The following is a 19,783-nucleotide window of genomic DNA, read 5'->3' on the forward strand; positions in this document are numbered from 1 at the left end:
CCGGGGGCGGACAGGTTGCTGCCGCGGTTGGCGGACAATACGCGCGTTCTGCTGGCGGCCTACGACGTTGTCACGGCTGCAGCAACGCCGGGACAGCGGCTGGTGCCGACCGAAGCCTGGCTGCTCGACAACTTCTATCTCGTTGAGCAGCAGATCGGCCTGGCACGTCGACATCTTCCGCGCGGGTACAGCCGGCAGTTGCCACGGCTGGCCGATGGCCATTCGGCCGGTTTTCCCCGTATTTACGACCTGGCGCTGGAATTGATCTCCCATATGGACGGCCGCGTCGACAGCGACAACGTCACCCAATTCATCGCCGCTTACCAGACCGTGGAACCCTTGAAGCTGGGCGAGTTGTGGGCCTTCCCCATTATGCTGCAGCTCGCGCTGCTGGAAAATCTGCGCCGCGTCGCGGTGCGCATCGCCCAACGACGCGAGGAACGCGATGCAGCCATTACGTGGGCGGATCGCATGCATGCCGCGGCCGAAAGTGACCCAAAGCAGTTGATCCAGTTACTGGCCGAGTTTGCTCATGCCGATGTACCGTTAACCGCGCCATTTGTAGAGGAGTTTTACGACCGCCTGCAGGCGCAGGGCCCGGCCATGGCCTTCGTCCAGACCTGGGTTGAACAGAATCTGCTGGAACAGGGTGTGACCGCAACGAAGCTGTCGGAGGCGGCCGGACGCACGGCGGCGGCCAACCAGATTTCTATCGCCAACAGCATCGGCAGCCTGCGATTCATCGGCTCCATGGACTGGAAACATTATGTCGAGTCGCTCAGTCTCGTAGAAAAGATTTTGCGCGAGGACCCCTCGGACGTATACGCACGGCAGGACTTCGCTACCCGCGACCGCTACCGGCATGTTGTCGAGGATGTGGCGCGGGGCAGTACCTGTGGTGAGCTGGCGGTGGCACGTGAAGCCGTTGTTCTCGCGCAAGCGGCTGCCGTACAGCAGGGCGTGCACGACCGCAGCGCTCATGTCGGCTACCACCTGGTCGACCGGGGGCTACCAGGGCTGGAGCGCGCGGTGGGTTGCCGCGTGGCCTTGCTGCGTCGTGTGCAACGGGTGTGTCGGCGGATCCGCCTGCCCCTGTATCTGGGCCCGATCCTGCTCCTGACCCTGCTCACGACGGTGGGCCTGGTTGATGCCTTTGCCGGGTCCGCAGCGGATGACTGGCGCTATTGGTTTTTCGCTGCCAGCAGCATGATTGGCGTCTCGGCGCTGGCGGTCGCGCTGGTAAACCTGGCTGTCACGCTGTTCGTGCCACCGCGAGTCTTGCCACGATTGGATTTTTCACAGGGTATTCCCGATGCTCACCGCAGCATGGTGATCGTTCCCACCTTGCTGAGCAGTCGGCAGGAGATCGATCATCTGCTGGAGGCTCTGGAGATTCGTTATCTCGGCAACCGGGATCCAAATCTCTACTTTGCCCTGTTGACGGACTTTCGCGACGCACCCGAGCAAACCTTGCCGGGGGATGCGGACCTGCTCGCTCATGCGCGCGCGGCAGTCGAGGCACTCAACAAGACCTACTGCGACGACCGCCCCTGCATATTCTATCTTTTCCACCGGCCGCGGCTGTGGAATCCGTTCGAGCGCGTGTGGATGGGCTACGAGCGCAAACGGGGCAAGCTCGAGCAGTTCAATGCCCGGCTCCGGGGCGAGGCGCCCGAGGCCTTCTCGGACATCGTCGGCGATCAATCCATTCTGGGTTCCATCCAGTACGTCATCACCCTGGATACGGATACCCAGTTGCCGCGCGACGCGGCACGCGCGCTGATCGGCAACCTGGCGCATCCACTCAACCGGCCGGTGTACGACGACGCCAAGGGTCGTATCGTCGAAGGCTACGCCATCCTGCAACCGCGCGCCTCAATCAGCCTGACCAGTGCCGGTCATTCACGCTTCACCCGACTGTTTGCCGGTGACGCGGGCCTCGACCCCTACACGCGCGAGGTGTCGGATGTTTATCAGGATGTGTTCGGGGAAGGCTCGTTCATCGGCAAGGGCATCTACGACGTCGATGCGTTTCGCCAGGCTGTCGATGGGCGATTCCCGGAGAATCTCATCCTCAGTCACGACCTGCTGGAGAGCGGTTATGCGCGCTCGGCGCTGGTGACCGACGTCGACCTCATCGAGGAGCATCCGGCCAGTATCGCCATCGAGGCCAGCCGGCGCCACCGCTGGATACGCGGCGACTGGCAACTTGCCGGCTGGCTGCTGCCCCGGGTGCCGGGGCCACCCGGTGTGAACGGTGCCAGATCCAGGCGGCAGGCGAATCCACTGTCGGCCCTGTCACTGTGGAAGATTTTCGACAATCTGCGGCGCAGTCTGGTGCCGCCGGCGCTGCTTGCCCTGCTGGTGGGGGGGTGGTTTGCAGGCCCGGGGCCGGTCTGGGAGTGGACCCTGCTGGTTCTCGCAGTGGTGTTTCTGCCCACCCTGTTGGCTAGCCTGATCGAGCTGATTCGCAAGCCTGCAGAGCGCGCCTGGCTGCTGCACCTGAGCCTGACTGCAAGGTCTGCGGGCCGTCCGCTCGCGCTCGCCTTCCTTGCCCTGGTCTTCCTGCCTTATGACACGCGGATTAGCCTGGGGGCAATCTTGCGCTCGGGCGCGCGCATGCCGTTCACGCGACGCGGTCTGTTGCTGTGGCAACTGCCCGGCTACAGGCACCTCAACGCGCGCCTTTCACTGATCGATTTTCTTCGTGAAATGTGGGTCGGGCCGGTGCTCGCGATGGCGCTGAGCCTAACCCTGGTCATGGCAGACAGCCCACCCGTGGCCTGGCTCGTTGCTGTCCCCCTGTTGTTGTTTTGGCTGGTGTCGCCCGTGGTAGGCTGGTGGATCAGCCGGCCGCTGGCCATCCCCACCCCAGATTTGAGCAGCAAGCAACAACTTTTCCTGCGGACAGCAGCACGCCGCACCTGGCGCTACTTCGTGGACTTCGTCGGCCCGGATGACAACTTTCTGCCGCCCGACAACTTCCAGACCTATCCGGCACCGGCCATTGCGTCGCGCACTTCGCCCACCAACATCGGCATGTCGCTGCTGGCTGACCTGACTGCGGTAGATTTCGGTTATCTCACCGTCGGCGAATGTCTGCAACGCATTGGCAACACACTCGGCTCGATGGAAAAGCTGGAACGCTATCGCGGCCATTTGTTCAACTGGTACGACACCCGGACGCTGGAACCGCTGCTCCCGCAATATGTGTCGTCGGTAGACAGCGGCAATCTGGCGGGTAGCCTGCTTACCCTGCAGGCGGGTTTGGACGAGCTGAAAAACCAGCCGGTGCTCGCGATCAGCGCACTGCAAGGCCTGCAGGACACCCTTCAGGTGTTGGCCGAGCAGCTTCCCACATCACAGTCCCCCAATCTCGCAAAAAACATCCACCTGCTGCAAGACACTCTGCGTGCCCTTATGCTGCAAGGTCCGCCGCATAGCCTGCCTGCTGCCGTGGGTGCACTGGACCAGATTCAGAGTACCTGCGGAGCTTTGGTTGCCGGGTTGCCGCTGGATGTCGATATCGATGGCGAAATGGTTTACTGGGCGCGGGCATTCGATCAGCAGTTCCGAGCGCTTCGCGATGAACTTGCATTGCTGGTGCCTGAGTCGTGGCAAGGGAGTACCCTCCCGACCCGGGTGGAGCTGGCCAGTAAAAATGTCACGGCCGCGCAGGCACAGCTCGACCTCATCGATGATCTGATGAATCGTTGCCGCGTTCTGGCGGAGATGGATTTCGAATTTCTCTTCGATGTCGGGAGCAGCCTTCTGACCATCGGCTACGACGTCAGTGAACGGCGCCGTGATCCTGCCTGCTACGACCTCCTTGCTTCAGAAGCGCGCCTGGCCAGTTTTCTGCTTATCGCGCAGGGCCAGGTGCCACAGAAGCACTGGTTCGCGCTCGGTCGTCTGCTGACCAGTCACGGCGGTGACGTCAGCCTGATTTCCTGGAGCGGCTCGATGTTCGAATACCTGATGCCGCAACTGGTGATGCCGAGCTTCGCAAACACGCTGCTGGATGAGACCTGCAAGGCGGCAGTATCTCGCCAGATCGAATACGGCCGGCAACGCGGGGTCCCCTGGGGGATTTCCGAATCCTGCTACAATGCCACCGACATGCATCAGGTTTACCAGTACCGGGCGTTTGGCGTGCCCGGCCTCGGCTTCAAGCGCGGGCTGGGCGATGACCTGGTGATCGCCCCTTACGCCAGCGCGCTGGCGCTGACGGTGATGCCGCGGCATGCCTGCCGCAATCTGCAGGTATTGGCTGACCAGGGGTTCCTCGGCGCCTACGGTTTCTACGAAGCCATTGACTACACGCCTACGCGCGTGCCCCGGGGCAAGCAGCACGCCGTTGTGCGGACCTTCATGGCGCACCATCAGGGTATGAGCCTCCTTGCATTTGCGCATGTATTGTTCGACCGGCCGATGCAGCGTCGCTTCATGTCCGACCCGCTTGCGCGGGCGACCGAATTATTGCTGCAGGAGAGGGTGCCGAAGAAAGGTGACACTCTGTTTCCGCATGCGGCCGAAGTCACCGCTGCCGCCCACCCACCCAGTGCAGAGGTCGGCGCGATCATGCGCATTTTTACCGACCCCAATACGCGACTCCCCGAAGTCCACCTCTTGTCCAATGGCGGCTACCACGTCATGGCGACCCACGCCGGCGGCAGTTACAGCCGCTGGCGCGATCTCGCGGTGACCCGCTGGCGCGAAGACGCCACCTCCGACGACTGGGGCACCTATATTTACCTGCGTGATCGCGACAGCGGGCAATACTGGTCGACTGGCTACCAGCCGACCCTGCGTGCGGCAGAATACTACGAAGCGATTTTCGTCCAGGCCCGGGCAGAATATCGGCGCCGCGACCACGCGATCGAAGCGCACACCGAGATCAGCGTGTCCCCGGAAGACGACGTTGAGATCCGTCGCGTCAAACTCACGAATCAGTCGCCGCGCACACGTAAAATTGAAGTGACGAGCTATGCAGAGGTGGTGCTGGCGCCACTGAACGCCGACCTGGCACATCGCTCGTTCAGCAATCTGTTCGTTCAGACTGAAATCCTGCCGGAACAGAAGGCAATTCTCTGCACCCGGCGCCCCCGTACGCCAGGCGAACAGGTGCCCTGGATGTTTCACTTGCTGTCCGCCCCGGGCGCGGTGTCCGACGAGCCGTCCTATGAGACCGACCGCGCCCGCTTCATAGGGCGTGGTCGTACGACGGCCAATCCGCTAAAGCTGGACCGGGGAGGCGATCCGTCGACCCTGTCGAACTCGCAGGGTTCGGTGCTCGACCCAATCGTGGCGATCCGGAGCACCCTGACCTTGTCCCCCGATGAATCGGCGAACGTGCAGATCATTTCCGGGGTTGCGGACACGCGTGAAGGCGCGCTGGCACTGGTCGAGAAATACTGCGACCGCCATTTCGTCGAGCGCGCATTCGAGATGGCCTGGTTCAATAGTCAGGAGGTGCTGCGTCACCTGAATGCGACCGAAGCCGATGCCCAGATCTTTGGCCGTCTCGCCAACTCTGTCATTTACGGCAACGCCATGCGTCGTGCGGCGCCCGACATCATCGCCCGCAACCAGTTGGGGCAGTCCGGATTGTGGCGCTTTGCGATCTCGGGCGATCTGCCCATCGTCCTGCTCCACATCGGCGACATCCAGCGCATCGGTCTGGTCAAGCAGGGACTGCAGGCCCACGCCTATTGGCGGATGAAAGGTCTGGCTGCCGACCTGGTGATCGTCAACGAGGATTTCTCCGGCTATCGGGCGGAGCTGCAGGACCTGATCATGGGGCTGATCAATGCGGGACCGGAAGCGCATGTAATCGACAGGCCGGGGGGGGTCTTCGTGCGGCGGGCCGAAGAGCTTTCCGAAGACGAACGCGTATTGTTGCAGACAGTTGCCCGCATCGTCTTCAGCGACACCGCCGAAACCCTGATCGAACAGGTGGATCGTCGCGTGTCGCCAGAGCGTGCATCGGACCTGCTGGAGCCTTCGCTGCAGGCGAGTGGTGAATCGGTTTATCCGCTGGTGCCGCGCGAGCGCATATTTTGCAATGGTCTGGGCGGCTTCACGCCCGATGGCCACGAATACGTCGTCACCCTCGAACCCGGACAGACTACGCCGGCGCCCTGGGCCAACGTAATCGCCAGCCCGCACATCGGCACAGTTGTCAGCGAGAGCGGCAGCGCCTACACCTGGGTGGAAAACGCGCACGAGTTCCGCCTCACCCCCTGGCACAACGACCCGGTCTCCGACAGCAGCGGTGAAGCGCTCTACATCCGCGACGAAGCAACCGGCAGATTCTGGTCGCCGACGCCGCTGCCAGCGCAGGGCCGCTCCGGGTATGTTTGCCGGCACGGCTTCGGCTATAGTGCGTTCGAGCATCTGGAGGCCGACATCGCCTCAGAACTTTACACCTATGTGGCCATGGATGCGCCGGTCAAGTTCCTGGTGGTCAAGCTGCGCAACCAATCGCAGCGTACACGCAGCCTGTCGCTAACCGGGTACTGGGAGCTGGTGCTCGGCGAGTGGCGGCACTCCAACCTCATGCATATTGTCACCGAAATCGATCCGAACACTGGCGCGCTGTTCGCCCACAATGCCTATGGTCGCGAGTGCGGCGACCGGGTGGTATTCGCGCAGGCCAGTGAGCGCGAGCGGTCGGTGAGCGGCAATCGCACGGAGTTCATCGGCCGCAACGGCTCGCTCGCCAGCCCTGCGGCGATGCGCAGGAAGCGTCTATCGGGCAGGACAGGCGCAGGCCTCGATCCGTGCGCCGCGATACAGACCCGGGTGGAACTCGACGCGGGCCAGGAGCAAGAGATCGTATTTGTCTTCGGGGCGGCGGCCAACCCCGACGAAGCGCGGCGGTTCATCCAACAGTTCGGCGGACGAGCGGGCGCGAGGCGGGCCCTGGAAGCGGTGTGGGAATACTGGAACCACACCCTGGGCGCGGTGAACGTGGACACGCCGGATCCTGCGCTCAACGTGCTGGCCAATGGCTGGCTGGTCTATCAAACCCTGTCCTGCCGATTGTGGGGACGCAGCGGCTATTACCAGTCCGGCGGCGCCTACGGCTTCCGCGACCAACTGCAGGACACCATGGCGCTAATCCACGCGACACCGTGGCTCGCCCGCGAGCAGTTGCTGCGGCACGCCAGTCGACAGTTCATCAAGGGCGACGTGCAGCATTGGTGGCACCCACCCAACGGACAGGGCGTACGCACCCATTTCTCCGATGACTATCTGTGGCTGCCTTATGCCACCTGCCGGTACGTACGGGCCACCGGCGATACCGGGGTGCTCGACGAGCCCATCCATTTCCTTGAAGGACGCGAGTTGTGTGCGGAGGAGGAAGCCTATTACGACCAGCCGCAGCGCTCGTCGGAAGTGGCCAGCCTGTACGAGCACTGCCTGCGTGCCCTCAAGTACGGCCTGCGCTTCGGCCCCCATCAGTTGCCGCTGATGGGCTGCGGCGACTGGAATGACGGCATGAATCTCGTCGGCAAGGACGGCCGTGGCGAGAGCGTGTGGCTGGCCTGGTTCCTGGTCGAGAACCTCGATCTGTTTGCCGGCCTGGCGCGCGACCGCAATGATCAGGAATTTGCCGAGCTGTGCAGCGCTCACTCGGCACAGCTGCGCAGCAACATCGAGGCTCAGGCCTGGGATGGCGGCTGGTATCGGCGCGCCTGGTTCGACGATGGCACTCCCTTGGGTTCGACCAGTAACGACGAATGCCAGATCGATTCGATCAGTCAGAGCTGGGCGGTCATCTCCAAAGGCGGCGATCCACTGCGCGCGCGGCAGGCGATGCTGGCGGTGGACCAGCGCCTGGTGCGACGCGAAAAGCAGATCATCCAGTTGCTGGACCCGCCTTTTGACAAATCAGACCTGGAGCCAGGCTACATCAAGGGCTACATCCCGGGCGTGCGCGAGAACGGCGGCCAGTATACCCATGCCGCGATCTGGGCCACGATGGCATTTGCCATGATGGACGACAGGGAGCGCGCCTGGGAGCTCTACGCCATGCTGAATCCCGTCAATCACGGCAGCACGCCTGAGACCATCGAACGCTACAAGGTTGAGCCCTATGTCATGAGCGCAGACATCTATGGTGTGGCGCCCCACATCGGCCGCGGCGGCTGGACCTGGTATACCGGGGCAGCGGGCTGGATGTACCGGCTGACCCTGGAAACCCTGTTGGGTGTGCAACTGGAAGTGGACCATCTGCGCATTGCGCCCTGTGTCCCGGACAACTGGGAAGCCTACAAAATCCACTACCGTTTTGGTGAGACGGTCTACCACATTACCATCAGGCCTACCGGCGGCCCGTCAAGGCAGGTGACCCGCGTGGCGGTGGACGGTACCGAGGCTCCCGATACTCTCATTCCGCTGGTCGATGACCGCCGGGAGCACTTTGTCGAGGTGGACCTGGGCTAGGTGTATTCCGATACCGATACGGCTACCGGGCTGGGCAGGATTGTTACCAGTGGAGCGAGCTTCAGCGTGGTCAGAGCCCGTCCTCCCGGGTGCTCAGCGAGTGTTTCAGGCTGGACTTGATTTCGCTCCAGATCGCCACGAAAAACGCCGTGAGCGGAACCGCCAGTACCATTCCAATGATGCCACCCAGGGCTGTACCCCAGAAGAACAGGGAAATAACCACGAGTGCGGGATGCAGGCCGGAGCGGTTGGCCATGATCTTGGGTGTTAGCAGCCAGCTCTCCGCAAGCTGCACCGCCGCGAACACCAGCCCGGTCAGGGCCAGTAGTTCAATGCCCCCCTCCGGCTGCAGATACGCCATGGGCAGAACCACCATTATGCCGATCAGGCTGCCCAGAAAGGGGACGATATTCAACAGTCCGAGGATCAGGCCGAGCAGCACGCCGAACTGCAGGCCGACCGCCGTAAAGCCTATGGCATACAGGGCACCCATGGACACGGCAATGATCAGTTGGCCCTGAAAGAAGGCAGTGACGTACTCTACGAACAACTCCATAAAGTACAGGATTTTCTGCCGGGCGGGCTTGTGGAATATGGATAGCAGTTCAGATAACTGGCCGCGGATCAGGTCGCCGGAGAGCAGCATAAAGAACAGGAACAGGGGCACAAAACTGATGGCCGCCAACAGCCCGAAGTAGGACACGATGGTCCCGCCCGTCTCAGCCAGAGCTGGTTTGGGCACCTCCTCCCCGCTGCTCTTCATGCTGCTGGAAATATAGGAGTGTACTTCGGGGAAGTAAAACGAGAAATGCTCCTCCCATCTTGCGAGTGACTCTGGCAAAACAGTCATCAACTCTACGAGTTGGCTGACCAGGGTGGGCACAAGCAGGACCAGCAAACCACCTACACCTCCGATGACAAACACCAGGACAAGACTGGTTGCCAGCAAACGTGGGAAGTGGAATCGTCTTTCCAGAAACTCCACTACAGGGTGGAGCACCAGCGCCAGAACACCGGCGATGGCGAGGGAGAGGAGAAGGTTGTAGAAAACTGTCAGTACCCAGCCGAATGCCCACACCATGATTGCGACCAGAGCGGTCAGGGCCACCACGCAGAACACTACTGCGGTATAGCGAAACAGGCGAAGCTGGAGTGCGTTGAAGAAACGTCGTTCCGGGAGTAGGGGCGGCGGGTGTTGACCGCCACCCTTTGCCCCTTCGATAAGGGATTCCCGAATGTCGTGAGACATTCCTAGCTTTTGGCGTAGTAGGACTCGACGGACGAGTTCCAGGTGGGGTCTGCCATGTCCGGCCATTTATCCTTGTCGAAGCCGGGTGCGTTCTTCAGCCGTTCGACATCTACGTCAAGCAGAAACCGTTTGTTTTCCCTGTCGTGCTTCAGGGCTTTCCAGGGAACTGCAAACAGACGATCACCCATGCCCAGAAAACCGCCGGACGCCAGGACGGCGTAGCGAATTTCACCCTCCGATATATCTATCATGAGGTCCTGTATATTGCCGAGCTTTTCATCCTGCATGTTACAGACGTCATCGCCGGCGATAGTGTCAGCACTGAGCAACGTGACCGCGGGGTTCATATCATTGGTGGTACTGGTTCTGTTGCTCGATGGTGTCAGTGTAGAAGTCATTTATGGTCCCTTGTGGTTGATTTTGCGGCATTCTTGACATCACTCTTGATGTCACCGTACTTGGATTCCGCTTTACCCCCATGTTTTTCAGCTTTACCCTTGAGCTCGGTACTTTTATCACCGGTGATTTTTCCGGCAGTCTCTTTGACTTTGCCCTTGGCCTCGTTCACGCGGCCTTTGACTTGATTCTCGTTCATGAGCTGATCTCCAGGTGGTGGTTGCGTGTGGGATGTGTCCCTTTTCTGCATAGGCGTAGTTGCAGGGCGACGTCGGTAATATGACTGACGCACTGGAGCTGGTCGGTGCGTTGTCGAACGTACCCGAAGTTTAGTTCATTCGAGTTACCGCAGCTCCATCGATGTGCTGGATCTCGTCTGTGTGGACCCTGAAGTACTGCAGGGTGTTGGGTCCGAAAGCTGTGCTAATTGCGACGTCAGCGGCATCCCGGCCACGGGCGATAAGAATTCGCCCAATGCGCGGGGTATTGTTACGGGGGTCAAAAGTGTACCAAAGGCCGCCGAGGTACACTTCAATCCAGGCGGCAAAATCCATTTCCTCGTAGGGTGGAGGGAGGCCCATATCGCCCAGGTAACCGGTGCAATACCGTGCCGGAATGTTCATGCAGCGACACAGGGTGATAGCGAGATGTGCATAGTCGCGGCATACCCCTTTTTTCTCCTGAAAAACCTCCCACGCAGTTCTGGTGCTTCGGGCGTGCTGGTAGCCAAACTCGATATGATCGTGCGCAAAATCACATATTGCCTGTACCCGGGACCAGCCCGTGACAGACTCATTGAAGAGCTTCCAGGCAGTATCCACCAATGGATCCATCTCACAATACCGGCTGCCGAGCAGGTATTGCAGTGCTTCATCTGGAAGCTCTTCAATGCTGGTCTGCCTCGCTTCCGGATTAGTCACATCTGGCGAGCCGGGGTCACTGATAATGGCATCGGTGGATAGCCGCAGGATGCCTTCGGGAGCAACGATGCGTGAACACCGGTTGCCGAAACTGTCGACGTAAATGCGAATGGGGACCGGCGGCGCTGCAAGCAATGTGTCAGGAACAATCAGGTCCTGGGATCTGGTGGGGTGCACATTCAGCATCAGGATCATTGGAGTGGGTTGGGGGCACTCGAATGCCAGTTCATAGCCAATGCGTATTTTCATAATACTGGACCTGCGAGGTTTTGATGTTGTGAAGACTGGAAAGTCATGGGCAGTCGGCACTGAGAGCTCTACGCAACGAGCAAATGACCGATCTGCGCAACGCTGCCCATTGTCGTTCGGGGAGCAGAAGATTTTTCTGGTTGAGTTCCAGCTCGATTCCCAGGTACACACCAGGCAGGAACTGCTTTCTCAGCGATGTGGTTAAGCCATCATTGCGGCCTTCATAGGGAAAGTTGCGGCGTACAACAAGGCCGGGACTTAACGCCTTGAGAGATTTTTTCCAGCTCGCGCACAACGCAACCTCACCTTTCCGTTTCGGATCATAGAGTAGGCCGATGTCAGTTTCGCGCACCTCGCCATCCAGGTTGTTAACGAAGCTATGGCAGGAGATGTGAACTACCTTTGTTCTCTGCGAAACACCCTCTGCGACAAGTCGCTCTAGCTCGCTTCGGTAGGGTATATAGTAGCGTTCGACTATTTGTTGCCTGGTTGCGGCTGGAAGCGCGCGAATCGCTTCCATATGCAGGTTCCGATGTCCAACCGAGCGATTCAGGTCAACCAGCAGACGGCTTGTCGTAGAAGTCAGTAGTGGCGCGCCGAAGCTTCTGGCAAGAGTCTTTGCCATGACCAGAGCTCCCTGGTCGAAACCGCGATGGCTTTGCAGCAATTCGTGACTGTCATGGAATAAATGACGGTACGGAGCAGGAACCCGGTTGCCGCCATGCTCGCAGGTGATGACCAGCGCCGTTGTTGAGAAGGTTTGGCAACTGAATACATTCATGGAGTGACCTCGCGATTCAAGACAGCGCTACCACTCAAGATCGGTCAACCTGCTGAAGACCTCGCGGGTGCCTGCGCTCCACTCTTCCCCCAGACTGGTGAAATAGGCATCGCCGGGATCAAAACGCCGGCGCATGGTTACTTCGAGACTGTCCAGCTTGTAGCAGATCAGGTCGATGGGCATGCCGACTGACAGATTGCTGCGCATGGTGGACTCAAAGGACACGAGGACGCATTTTGCCGCGTCGTTCAGGGAAGTTGAACGCGTTATCACCCAGTCGATTATAGGTTTTCCGTACTTGGTTTCTCCTGTCTGGAAAAAGGGTGTCTCGTCTGCTGCCTCAATAAAATTGCCTTCGGCATAAAGGCGGAAGAGACGTGGTGGTTCACCCCTGATCTGGCCGCCGAGGATAAACGATGCGTAAAAGCCGCCATTGTTATGGCCCAAGTGCTGCCCGTCACGGCTATCGACCAGGCGCATGGCATCCGAGACCAGCATCACCGCGTCAAACATGGTTTCGGCGTTCCACAGACTTGGGCAGTCAGGACGCTCCCCATTTTGTCTGAGAATGCTGATGACTGCCTGGGTAGCGCCCAGATTACCCGAGCTGAGCATGACAATCACCCGGTCTGCCGCTCGCTCGAAAAGGCTCAGTTTGCAGAAGCTGGCGAAGTTATCGACGCCCGCATGGGTACGGGAATCCGACGCGAAAACCAGGCCGCTTTCCAGCATTACTCCGACGCAATAGGTCATTGCTTCCGCCGCGACGACCTGTCTGGCAGGGAATTGTTGGTCGAGTGGCGCCGAAGAGGCACGTTGTAAGTCACGGTATGAGGTCCTTTTTCAGCATGATTGAAATCGGCTGATAGCGGCGCAGGGGTTTTCGAATCTGGTGAGGGCACAGTATGGTTTTTGCCGGTAAAATGATCTGTACGTTAAGACACAGAGGTCTGCAGAGGATTGATGAGTCGTGCTGCAGTGCAAGCGCTCACCTGGCCGTGTGAGCGCCAGCGAACGGAGTCGGCCCCTGGTGGCGGCTAACGTTGGCGAATCGGCCGGTTGCCCTGGGGGTTCCAAAATGAAGCAAACACAGCATGTCTAACTGGCTCTGGTTCCTGCTGGTAGGTGGTCTGATGCTTGCGCGGGGATTGACAGCAACCCCGCTGCAGCGGTCGCCCATCACCCCCGCGATGTTCTACCTGGGTCTTGGGCTGCTGCTAGGGCCCACAGTGCTGAATCTGTTCCACTTCAACCCCCTGCAGCAATCCGCTTTGCTGGAAGTTCTTACCGAGATCGTCGTTCTGATATCTTTGTTCGCTGCGGGCGTCAAAGTGCCAGCTCCTATCGACTACTCTCGCTGGCGTGCCCCGGTTATGCTTGCGTCGGTGTCCATGGCAATCAGTGTCGGTTTGGTGGCGGCGTTCGCATTTTACGTTCTCGGAATGCCGCTTGGTGTCGGCGTTCTGCTGGGCGCGATCCTCGCACCTACCGACCCGGTACTGGCCACCGACGTTCAGACTCGCCACCCAGGTGACCGGGAGCCTCTGCGCTTTACTCTGACCACGGAAGCAGGCATGAATGACGGCAGTGCTTTTCCGTTCGTGATGTTGGGCCTGGGTATGCTGGGTTTGCACGATCTTGGCGAAAATGGGTTGCGTTGGGTTTTGCTCGATGTTGTCTGGGCTACGGTGGCAGGAATCGTAATCGGGCTGGTAGCGGGAAGCGCTTTAGCCCATTTGGCGCATAAAGTCCGTGGCGCGTCGCCAAGTCATCGCCTGCTGGACAATTTTCTTGGTCTTGGCCTGATAGCTCTGGTCTACGGCCTGAGCCTTCTGGTGTATGCCTGGGGGTTCCTGGCGGTATTTTTCGCTGCAGTCAGCCTGAGTCAGACGGAATACAGGCTTTCTTTGCGTGAGAATAGCCTGGGCGAATCACAGCCGAGTGCGATCGACACAGACAGGGAAAAACCACGCCTGGATCAAAGCGTTCCCCCATCAGTAAGTGGCGGTTCCCTTATCTTCAAGGAACAATTGGAACTACTCTCCGAAATGATGCTCGTGCTCCTCATCGGCGGTACGCTGTTTCTCGATTCCTGGAGCTGGCCTGCGGTGTCGTTGGCGCTATTTCTTTTTTTGGTGGTGCGCCCGGCCAGCGTAGTCCTCGGTCTCCTGGGAACGCAAACATCATGGCCTTTACGCGGTATGGTGGGGTGGTTTGGCGTGCGCGGTATTGGTTCGCTTTACTATCTGATGTATGCCATCCAGCACGGTCTCTCTGAACCTGTCGCACTGGAACTGGTTAGCCTGGTATTGATCGTGGTGACGCTATCGATTGTCGTTCACGGAATCAGCGTCAAACCGTTGATGGCGCGTTTTCAGCGCCATCGTACAAGTAAAAAACGCAACGGCAGGGATACGTGAGGCGTCCGCCCTGGCCGTCGGGTGTAGCCTATGCCTGAGATCTTATTCTGTTATCAGCAGTGTCTTCGAAAAAAACCCAGTCAGAATCCGACTCCTTGGCTTTGTACATCGCCTTGTCCGCGGCTACCAAGAGAGCGGCAGGTGAGGACGCGTCCCTGGGGTAGAATGAAATGCCGATGCTGACTGAAATCTGTAGGGACCGCTGTTCAATCTGGAACGGCATCGTAAGCATATCTATAATAGTTCGTGCCACAACCTCAACATCCTTGGCCTGCTTGGCGCCGGTGAGCATCACCGTGAACTCATCACCGCCCAAGCGGGCAACCGTGTCTTCATCCCGGACACAATCGGTTAGACGCTCAGCCACGTCAGCCAGTAAACGGTCACCCGCCTCATGGCCGAGGGAATCGTTGACTTCCTTGAAGCCATCAAGATCCAGAAAGAACAGGCAAACGGACTGGCCGCTGCGCTTCGCATGTTTGAGCTCCTGTTCCAGGCGGTCGAGAAATAAACGTCGATTGGGCAGACCAGTCAGGAGATCATGGTGGGCAGTGTGCCATATTCTTTCCTCGGCGAGAGCTCGCTCGGTAACATCACGGATGATACACACCGCCGCTTCAGTCTCACGATTCTCGTCCAGAACGGGCGCGAGCAGATACTCAAACCTTTCGCCGTGGCCAGAAGCAAACTTGTGGACCAGGCTGCCCCTGTAGGTGCATTGCTCAGACAGCACCTGCTCCAGATTATGCTGAATGCCCGGGGCAAAGGAAAACCCCAGGTCGACCAGAGACTTGCCAATTATCTTCGATGACTCAAGCGCAAATAGATCGGCAGTGGCCTTGTTTGCGTAAGTGAACGTCCCCTCAAGATCCAGTACAAAAATCGGATCAGGCGAAGCGACCAGCACTGAACCGAATAACCGTGTTTCCATCTCCTTTACGGCGGCATACTGTTCCAGCGATTCCGCGACCGCCTGGTCTATGGCTTCATGAAATCGAGTCAGGTCTTCAAGCTGTTCTCCTGCAGCTGTTGGGCAGGTAGTCGTCCAGTGCTGAATTACACTGGCGCGCAGAGCCCGGAACTCGGAAACAGTCTCAATGACGCTGAAGCCGCTGCTCTGTCTGTCACCACCGTGTATTTCCGCCGATGACTCTTCCCCATGCTTGGGCCTGCAGCCTCTTGATTTATCGGCCTGCTCTGACTCAGTCTGGTTAGAATCGAGATCATCTGCGATCTCCAGTAGCATGTCCCTGGCGTGGTCGCGCAGACCCGTCTTGTCCATATGTCGGGCATGGAAGATGGTTTTGGCAAACTCTTCCCAGTCCCTCAAGATTGGTTCGATCTCGGTGCGTATAAATTCGGCTAAGCGGATACTCATTTCGGCTCTTGCTCGTTGTTGTCCGTGAGACCTTGGCTGAGTGCCCATTCCATTCCAGGTATGAGGTCCAATTAGCCCAGGAATCGCTGGTTACAGATTTGCAGGGACTTCGAGGCAGCCGCAGAGTAAGTAGGGTGCAGGATGGCTGTAATGCAGTCAGTGCGCTGTCACACTTAGCGCACACCAGATCTCTGCTTCTCCCCCACTTAAACGTGACTTCATCAGGCCGACTGTCTGTCAACGCACAGAAAGCCCTTGTCAGCAGCGCAATAATCATCGTCACAGTGCGTAAGACTGAGCGTGGATTACTGCGACCAGGTCGATGTTCCCGCCGTTACGCTGACAATTGTTGGTTCAATCCCCCATCTCCACGGAGCAGCACCATGACTACGAAAAAAAAACCTGCTGGACCATCGCCTGTCAAAAAGAAGGGCGGTAAGTCCGTTGCCGGAGGAAGTGCTGAAGCGGGTGTGCTCAGAAGCAACGATGTTGTCGCCGAGCAAGCCACCGCATCTGAGGACTTCGTGGCCGCCACGGCGCATAATCCCATAAAGGAACTCGAGTACGGTCACGCCAACGCTCTGACCCCGCCGGCAGGAGTCCCCATAGAGCCGGGCTCCGATGTATTGACTGCGAGTACGACGACTGAGATTGGTGGCACCGGCAAGACCGGGGGCGCAGCGCCTGGCGGGGAAAATGCAACCATCACCTCGCTCGAAAGAGTCAGAGTCGATGCCAGCGATCGTCCGTTGACCACCAATCAGGGCGTTCCCATTAGTGACAATCAAAATACCTTGAGTGTAGGGTTGCGCGGGCCGTCTCTGCTCGAAGATTTCGTGCTGAGAGAAAAGCTTACGCATTTCGATCACGAACGAATTCCTGAGCGAGTGGTCCACGCGCGAGGTTCTGGCGCGCACGGTTACTTCGAAGCCTATGACGCGCTGACCGAATATACGAAAGCGGCGCCGTTCGGGGAGAAAGGCAAGATCACGCCCGTTTTTGCGCGCTTTTCCACGGTCGCCGGAGAACGCGGATCCAAGGACACCGCCCGTGACGCGCGTGGCTTCGCCGTGAAATTCTATACCGACGAGGGCATCTGGGACCTGGTCGGAAACAACATACCGGTCTTCTTCATCCAGGATGCGATGAAATTTCCCGACCTGGTCCACGCAGTAAAACCCGAGCCGCATCACGGCATGCCCCAGGCCGCGTCCGCGCATGACACGTTCTGGGACTTTGTCTCCTTGATGCCGGAGTCCACGCACATGCTGATGTGGGTGATGTCTGATCGGGGGATACCGCGCAGCTACCGCATGATGCAAGGGTTTGGCGTGCATACGTTTCGCCTGGTTAACGAGCAGGGGCATTCTGTGTTCTGCAAGTTCCACTGGAAGCCTCTCCAGGGAACCCATTCACTTCTCTGGGATGAAGCCGTCAAGATATCGGGCGCGAATCCTGATTTTCATCGGGCTGATCTCTGGGAAGCTATCGAGTCCGGTGAATTTCCGGAATGGGAGTTGGGCCTGCAGATATTCACTGAAGAACAAGCTGACGGCTTCAGCTTCGATGTTCTCGACTCGACCAAGATCGTGCCAGAGGAGCTCGTACCGCTTACCCCCGTGGGGCGTATGGTCCTCAATCGAAACCCCGATAACTTCTTCGCCGAGACCGAGCAGGTTGCGTTCTGCACCGCGCACGTGGTCCCAGGCATTGATTTCAGCAACGATCCGCTACTGGCCGGTAGAATCCATTCCTACATAGATACGCAGATCACTCGGCTCGGTGGGCCGAATTTCCACGAAATCCCGATCAACACGCCGCTTGCTACGGTACAGAACAACCAGCGTGATGGCATGCACCGGCAAGCACTGCATCGGGGCCGTGTGGCGTACGAACCGAATTCATTGGCTGGTGGCTGCCCGTTTCAGGCGGGCACCAGCGGATTTGTATCCTTCCCTGAGGCCATCGCCGGAGACAAGGTCCGGGGCAAACCGGAGAAGTTCGCGGAGCACTATGCGCAGGCTACATTGTTCTACAACAGTCAGACGGCGGTCGAGAAAGCCCATATTGCGGATGCATTCCGCTTCGAGCTGAGCAAGGTCGGGGTTACCGCGATACGTGAACGCATGCTATCTTCGCTGGTCAACGTTTCACCGGATCTGGCCGCAGAGGTCGCGGCCGGTCTGGGCATGGAGGTGCCCGCCGCGATGCCGAAAGCGATCACCGATCCTGAATCTCCAGAGGTCACCGATTCCCCGGCATTATCGCTGATGGCGCTGCCGGGTGAACGCGGCATCCGCACACGGCAGATTGCTGTTTTGGTAGAGGACGGCGTGCAGCATGAATCGCTCGTCACTCTTTTTGAAGCCTTGAGTGAGGCGGGTGCCGCCGTTCATTTCGTAGGGCCGCGGGTGGGGATGTTCGTCTGTGACTCCGGCGAGAAGGTTGAAGCCAACAAGTCGATGGAGAATTCGCCGTCGGTCCTGTTCGATGCGCTGGTGGTTCCCGATGGCAGCAAAGCGGTGAAGGCGCTGGCTGGCAATGGCCATACGATGGATTTCGTCAAGGATCAGCTTCGGCACTGCAAAACGATTCTTGCACTGGGGGCCGGTCGGGAGCTGCTGGAAATGGCCGACATCGAGCCAGCCATGGGTGACGACATGGGGATCTTGCGCGGGGACGGCGCCTCTGTAGCCGAGATCACGCCAAAATTTATAAAGTCCCTCACGGCCCACCGTCACTGGGCCCGGTGTGAGAAGCCACCAGGCAAGTAGCGCGGCTCACGCGCCGCTGTCGGCCGCCCGCGTAGCCCACAATGACACACACAGGAGTACAGCCCTTGGATCCGTTACGCATCATTATCGCGATTTTTTTGCCGCCGCTTGGCGTCTTCCTGCAGGAAGGTATCGGCAAGCATTTCTGGATTAACATACTGCTCACCCTGCTGGGCTATGTTCCAGGCATCATTCACGCCGTGTGGATCATCGTCAAGCGATGAACGCTGTTTCTGGCGTCGTATCCGGAGACAGCGTCTGCCATGGCGAAGAGCCAGCTAAAGCGCCATAGACAGGCTTTCACCGGCCAGTGGATTGATCGACCAGATGCTTTTTAGTGGATGGGACAGCCTGCTTCGGACCTTGATTGTCGGCGTGTTGGCCTACGTTACGCTTGTGGTATTCCTTCGCATCTCGGGTAAGCGGACGCTATCGAAAATGAACGCTTTCGACCTGATCGTGACTATCGCCCTTGGCTCAACCCTGGCGACCGTGCTGTTGTCCAGGGATGTGGCGCTGGCAGAAGGAGCGTTGGCGTTTGCTTTGTTGATCTGTCTGCAGTTTGTCGTCAGTTGGTCCAGCGTCCGAGCGCGCTGGGTTCGTCGCCTGGCGACGGGGGAGCCGCTGATGCTGCTTTACTCTGGGGAGTTTCTGCCAGAAGCCCTGCGCAAAGCGCGGGTAACAGAAGATGAAGTAAGGGCCGCGGTGCGCTCGGCAGGAATTGATTCACTGACCAAGGTGCACGCCGTTGTTTTGGAAACTGACGGTTCGTTCAGCGTGGTACGTCCAGGCGAGGATGGGAATGCTTCCAGCCTTGCCGGAGTCGTCGGCCCGCAGCTTGCCCGCGAGCCGACGTCCGGCCTCTGAGCTCCCTTTGTCTCAGTGTGAGGAACCGCGACGGAAAAGACTGAGGATGGCGAGCAGGATCACCGCGCCGATCAGGGACACGACAAAACTCATGATGCTGATACCGTCGTTGATGGAACCCGCGCCGAGCAGTGGTCCTATCAGCCATCCGCCGATCAATGCACCGACGATGCCAACCACGATGTTGAGAATGATACCCTGTTGGCCGTTTGTACCCATGATCATGCTTGCGATCCAGCCAACCAGGCCACCCATGACAAGCCATATAATGATGCTCATGATTCCTTTCTCCTGATAG

Annotated in this window: 13 protein-coding genes; 5 read left to right on the forward strand and 8 right to left on the reverse strand. The window is 59.0% G+C overall.

What is annotated here, in order from left to right:
• The first annotated feature begins 27 nt into the window (after positions 1-27).
• Positions 28-8,451: a GH36-type glycosyl hydrolase domain-containing protein gene (locus tag Q6D67_RS10175; protein WP_304705498.1), complete on the forward strand. Its 8,424-nt coding sequence runs from the start codon at positions 28-30 to the stop codon at positions 8,449-8,451.
• Between the two features lie 70 nt (positions 8,452-8,521).
• Here Q6D67_RS10175 and Q6D67_RS10180 read toward each other — a convergent pair whose 3' ends face one another.
• The 6 genes from Q6D67_RS10180 to Q6D67_RS10205 all read right to left on the reverse strand — a co-directional run bounded on the left by Q6D67_RS10180 (position 8,522) and on the right by Q6D67_RS10205 (position 12,799).
• Positions 8,522-9,700 carry an AI-2E family transporter gene (locus tag Q6D67_RS10180; RefSeq protein WP_304705499.1) on the reverse strand — a complete coding sequence of 393 codons (1,179 nt, stop codon included), beginning with the start codon at positions 9,698-9,700 and terminating at the stop codon, positions 8,522-8,524.
• A 2-nt stretch (positions 9,701-9,702) separates the two neighbouring features.
• Positions 9,703-10,098, reverse strand: coding sequence for a PRC-barrel domain-containing protein (locus tag Q6D67_RS10185; RefSeq protein WP_304705500.1), 396 nt, complete (start codon positions 10,096-10,098; stop codon positions 9,703-9,705).
• Positions 10,095-10,295 (reverse strand): CsbD family protein, encoded by a 201-nt coding sequence (locus Q6D67_RS10190; protein ID WP_304705501.1) that lies wholly within the window; start codon positions 10,293-10,295, stop codon positions 10,095-10,097. Before Q6D67_RS10190 ends, Q6D67_RS10185 begins: the two co-directional genes overlap by 4 nt.
• 130 nt (positions 10,296-10,425) lie before the next feature.
• Positions 10,426-11,265, reverse strand: a complete 840-nt coding sequence (locus Q6D67_RS10195; RefSeq protein ID WP_304705502.1) for a transglutaminase family protein — start codon at positions 11,263-11,265, stop codon at positions 10,426-10,428.
• A gap of 43 nt (positions 11,266-11,308) precedes the next feature.
• Positions 11,309-12,046, reverse strand: a complete 738-nt coding sequence (locus Q6D67_RS10200; protein WP_304705503.1) for an N-formylglutamate amidohydrolase — start codon at positions 12,044-12,046, stop codon at positions 11,309-11,311.
• Positions 12,047-12,073: 27 nt separating this feature from the next.
• Positions 12,074-12,799 carry a peptidase gene (locus tag Q6D67_RS10205; protein ID WP_304705504.1) on the reverse strand — a complete coding sequence of 242 codons (726 nt, stop codon included), beginning with the start codon at positions 12,797-12,799 and terminating at the stop codon, positions 12,074-12,076.
• 341 nt (positions 12,800-13,140) lie between these two features.
• On the opposite strand from Q6D67_RS10205, the gene Q6D67_RS10210 reads away from it, so the two are divergent.
• A complete protein-coding gene (locus Q6D67_RS10210; RefSeq protein WP_304705505.1) occupies positions 13,141-14,466 on the forward strand; it encodes a sodium:proton antiporter in 1,326 nt (441 codons plus the stop codon).
• A 28-nt stretch (positions 14,467-14,494) separates the two neighbouring features.
• Here Q6D67_RS10210 and Q6D67_RS10215 read toward each other — a convergent pair whose 3' ends face one another.
• Complete coding sequence (locus Q6D67_RS10215; protein WP_304705506.1) at positions 14,495-15,844, reverse strand: GGDEF domain-containing protein; 1,350 nt, start codon at positions 15,842-15,844, stop codon at positions 14,495-14,497.
• Between the two features lie 383 nt (positions 15,845-16,227).
• Here Q6D67_RS10215 and Q6D67_RS10220 point away from each other — a divergent pair, with 383 nt between their 5' ends.
• The 3 genes from Q6D67_RS10220 (at position 16,228) to Q6D67_RS10230 (ending at position 19,485) form a co-directional block, all read left to right on the forward strand.
• On the forward strand, positions 16,228-18,618 hold the full coding sequence (locus Q6D67_RS10220) for a catalase (protein WP_304705507.1): 2,391 nt from the start codon (positions 16,228-16,230) through the stop codon (positions 18,616-18,618).
• Positions 18,619-18,683: 65 nt separating this feature from the next.
• Complete coding sequence (locus tag Q6D67_RS10225; RefSeq protein WP_304705508.1) at positions 18,684-18,842, forward strand: YqaE/Pmp3 family membrane protein; 159 nt, start codon at positions 18,684-18,686, stop codon at positions 18,840-18,842.
• 91 nt (positions 18,843-18,933) lie between these two features.
• Entirely contained in the window at positions 18,934-19,485 is a 552-nt protein-coding gene (locus Q6D67_RS10230) for a DUF421 domain-containing protein (RefSeq protein WP_304705509.1), read from the forward strand.
• A gap of 12 nt (positions 19,486-19,497) precedes the next feature.
• On the opposite strand, the gene Q6D67_RS10235 is transcribed toward Q6D67_RS10230, so the two are convergent.
• Complete coding sequence (locus Q6D67_RS10235) at positions 19,498-19,764, reverse strand: GlsB/YeaQ/YmgE family stress response membrane protein (RefSeq protein WP_304705510.1); 267 nt, start codon at positions 19,762-19,764, stop codon at positions 19,498-19,500.
• Positions 19,765-19,783: the final 19 nt, after the last annotated feature.

This window comes from Haliea sp. E1-2-M8, assembly GCF_030649675.1.
GTDB lineage: Bacteria > Pseudomonadota > Gammaproteobacteria > Pseudomonadales > Halieaceae > Haliea.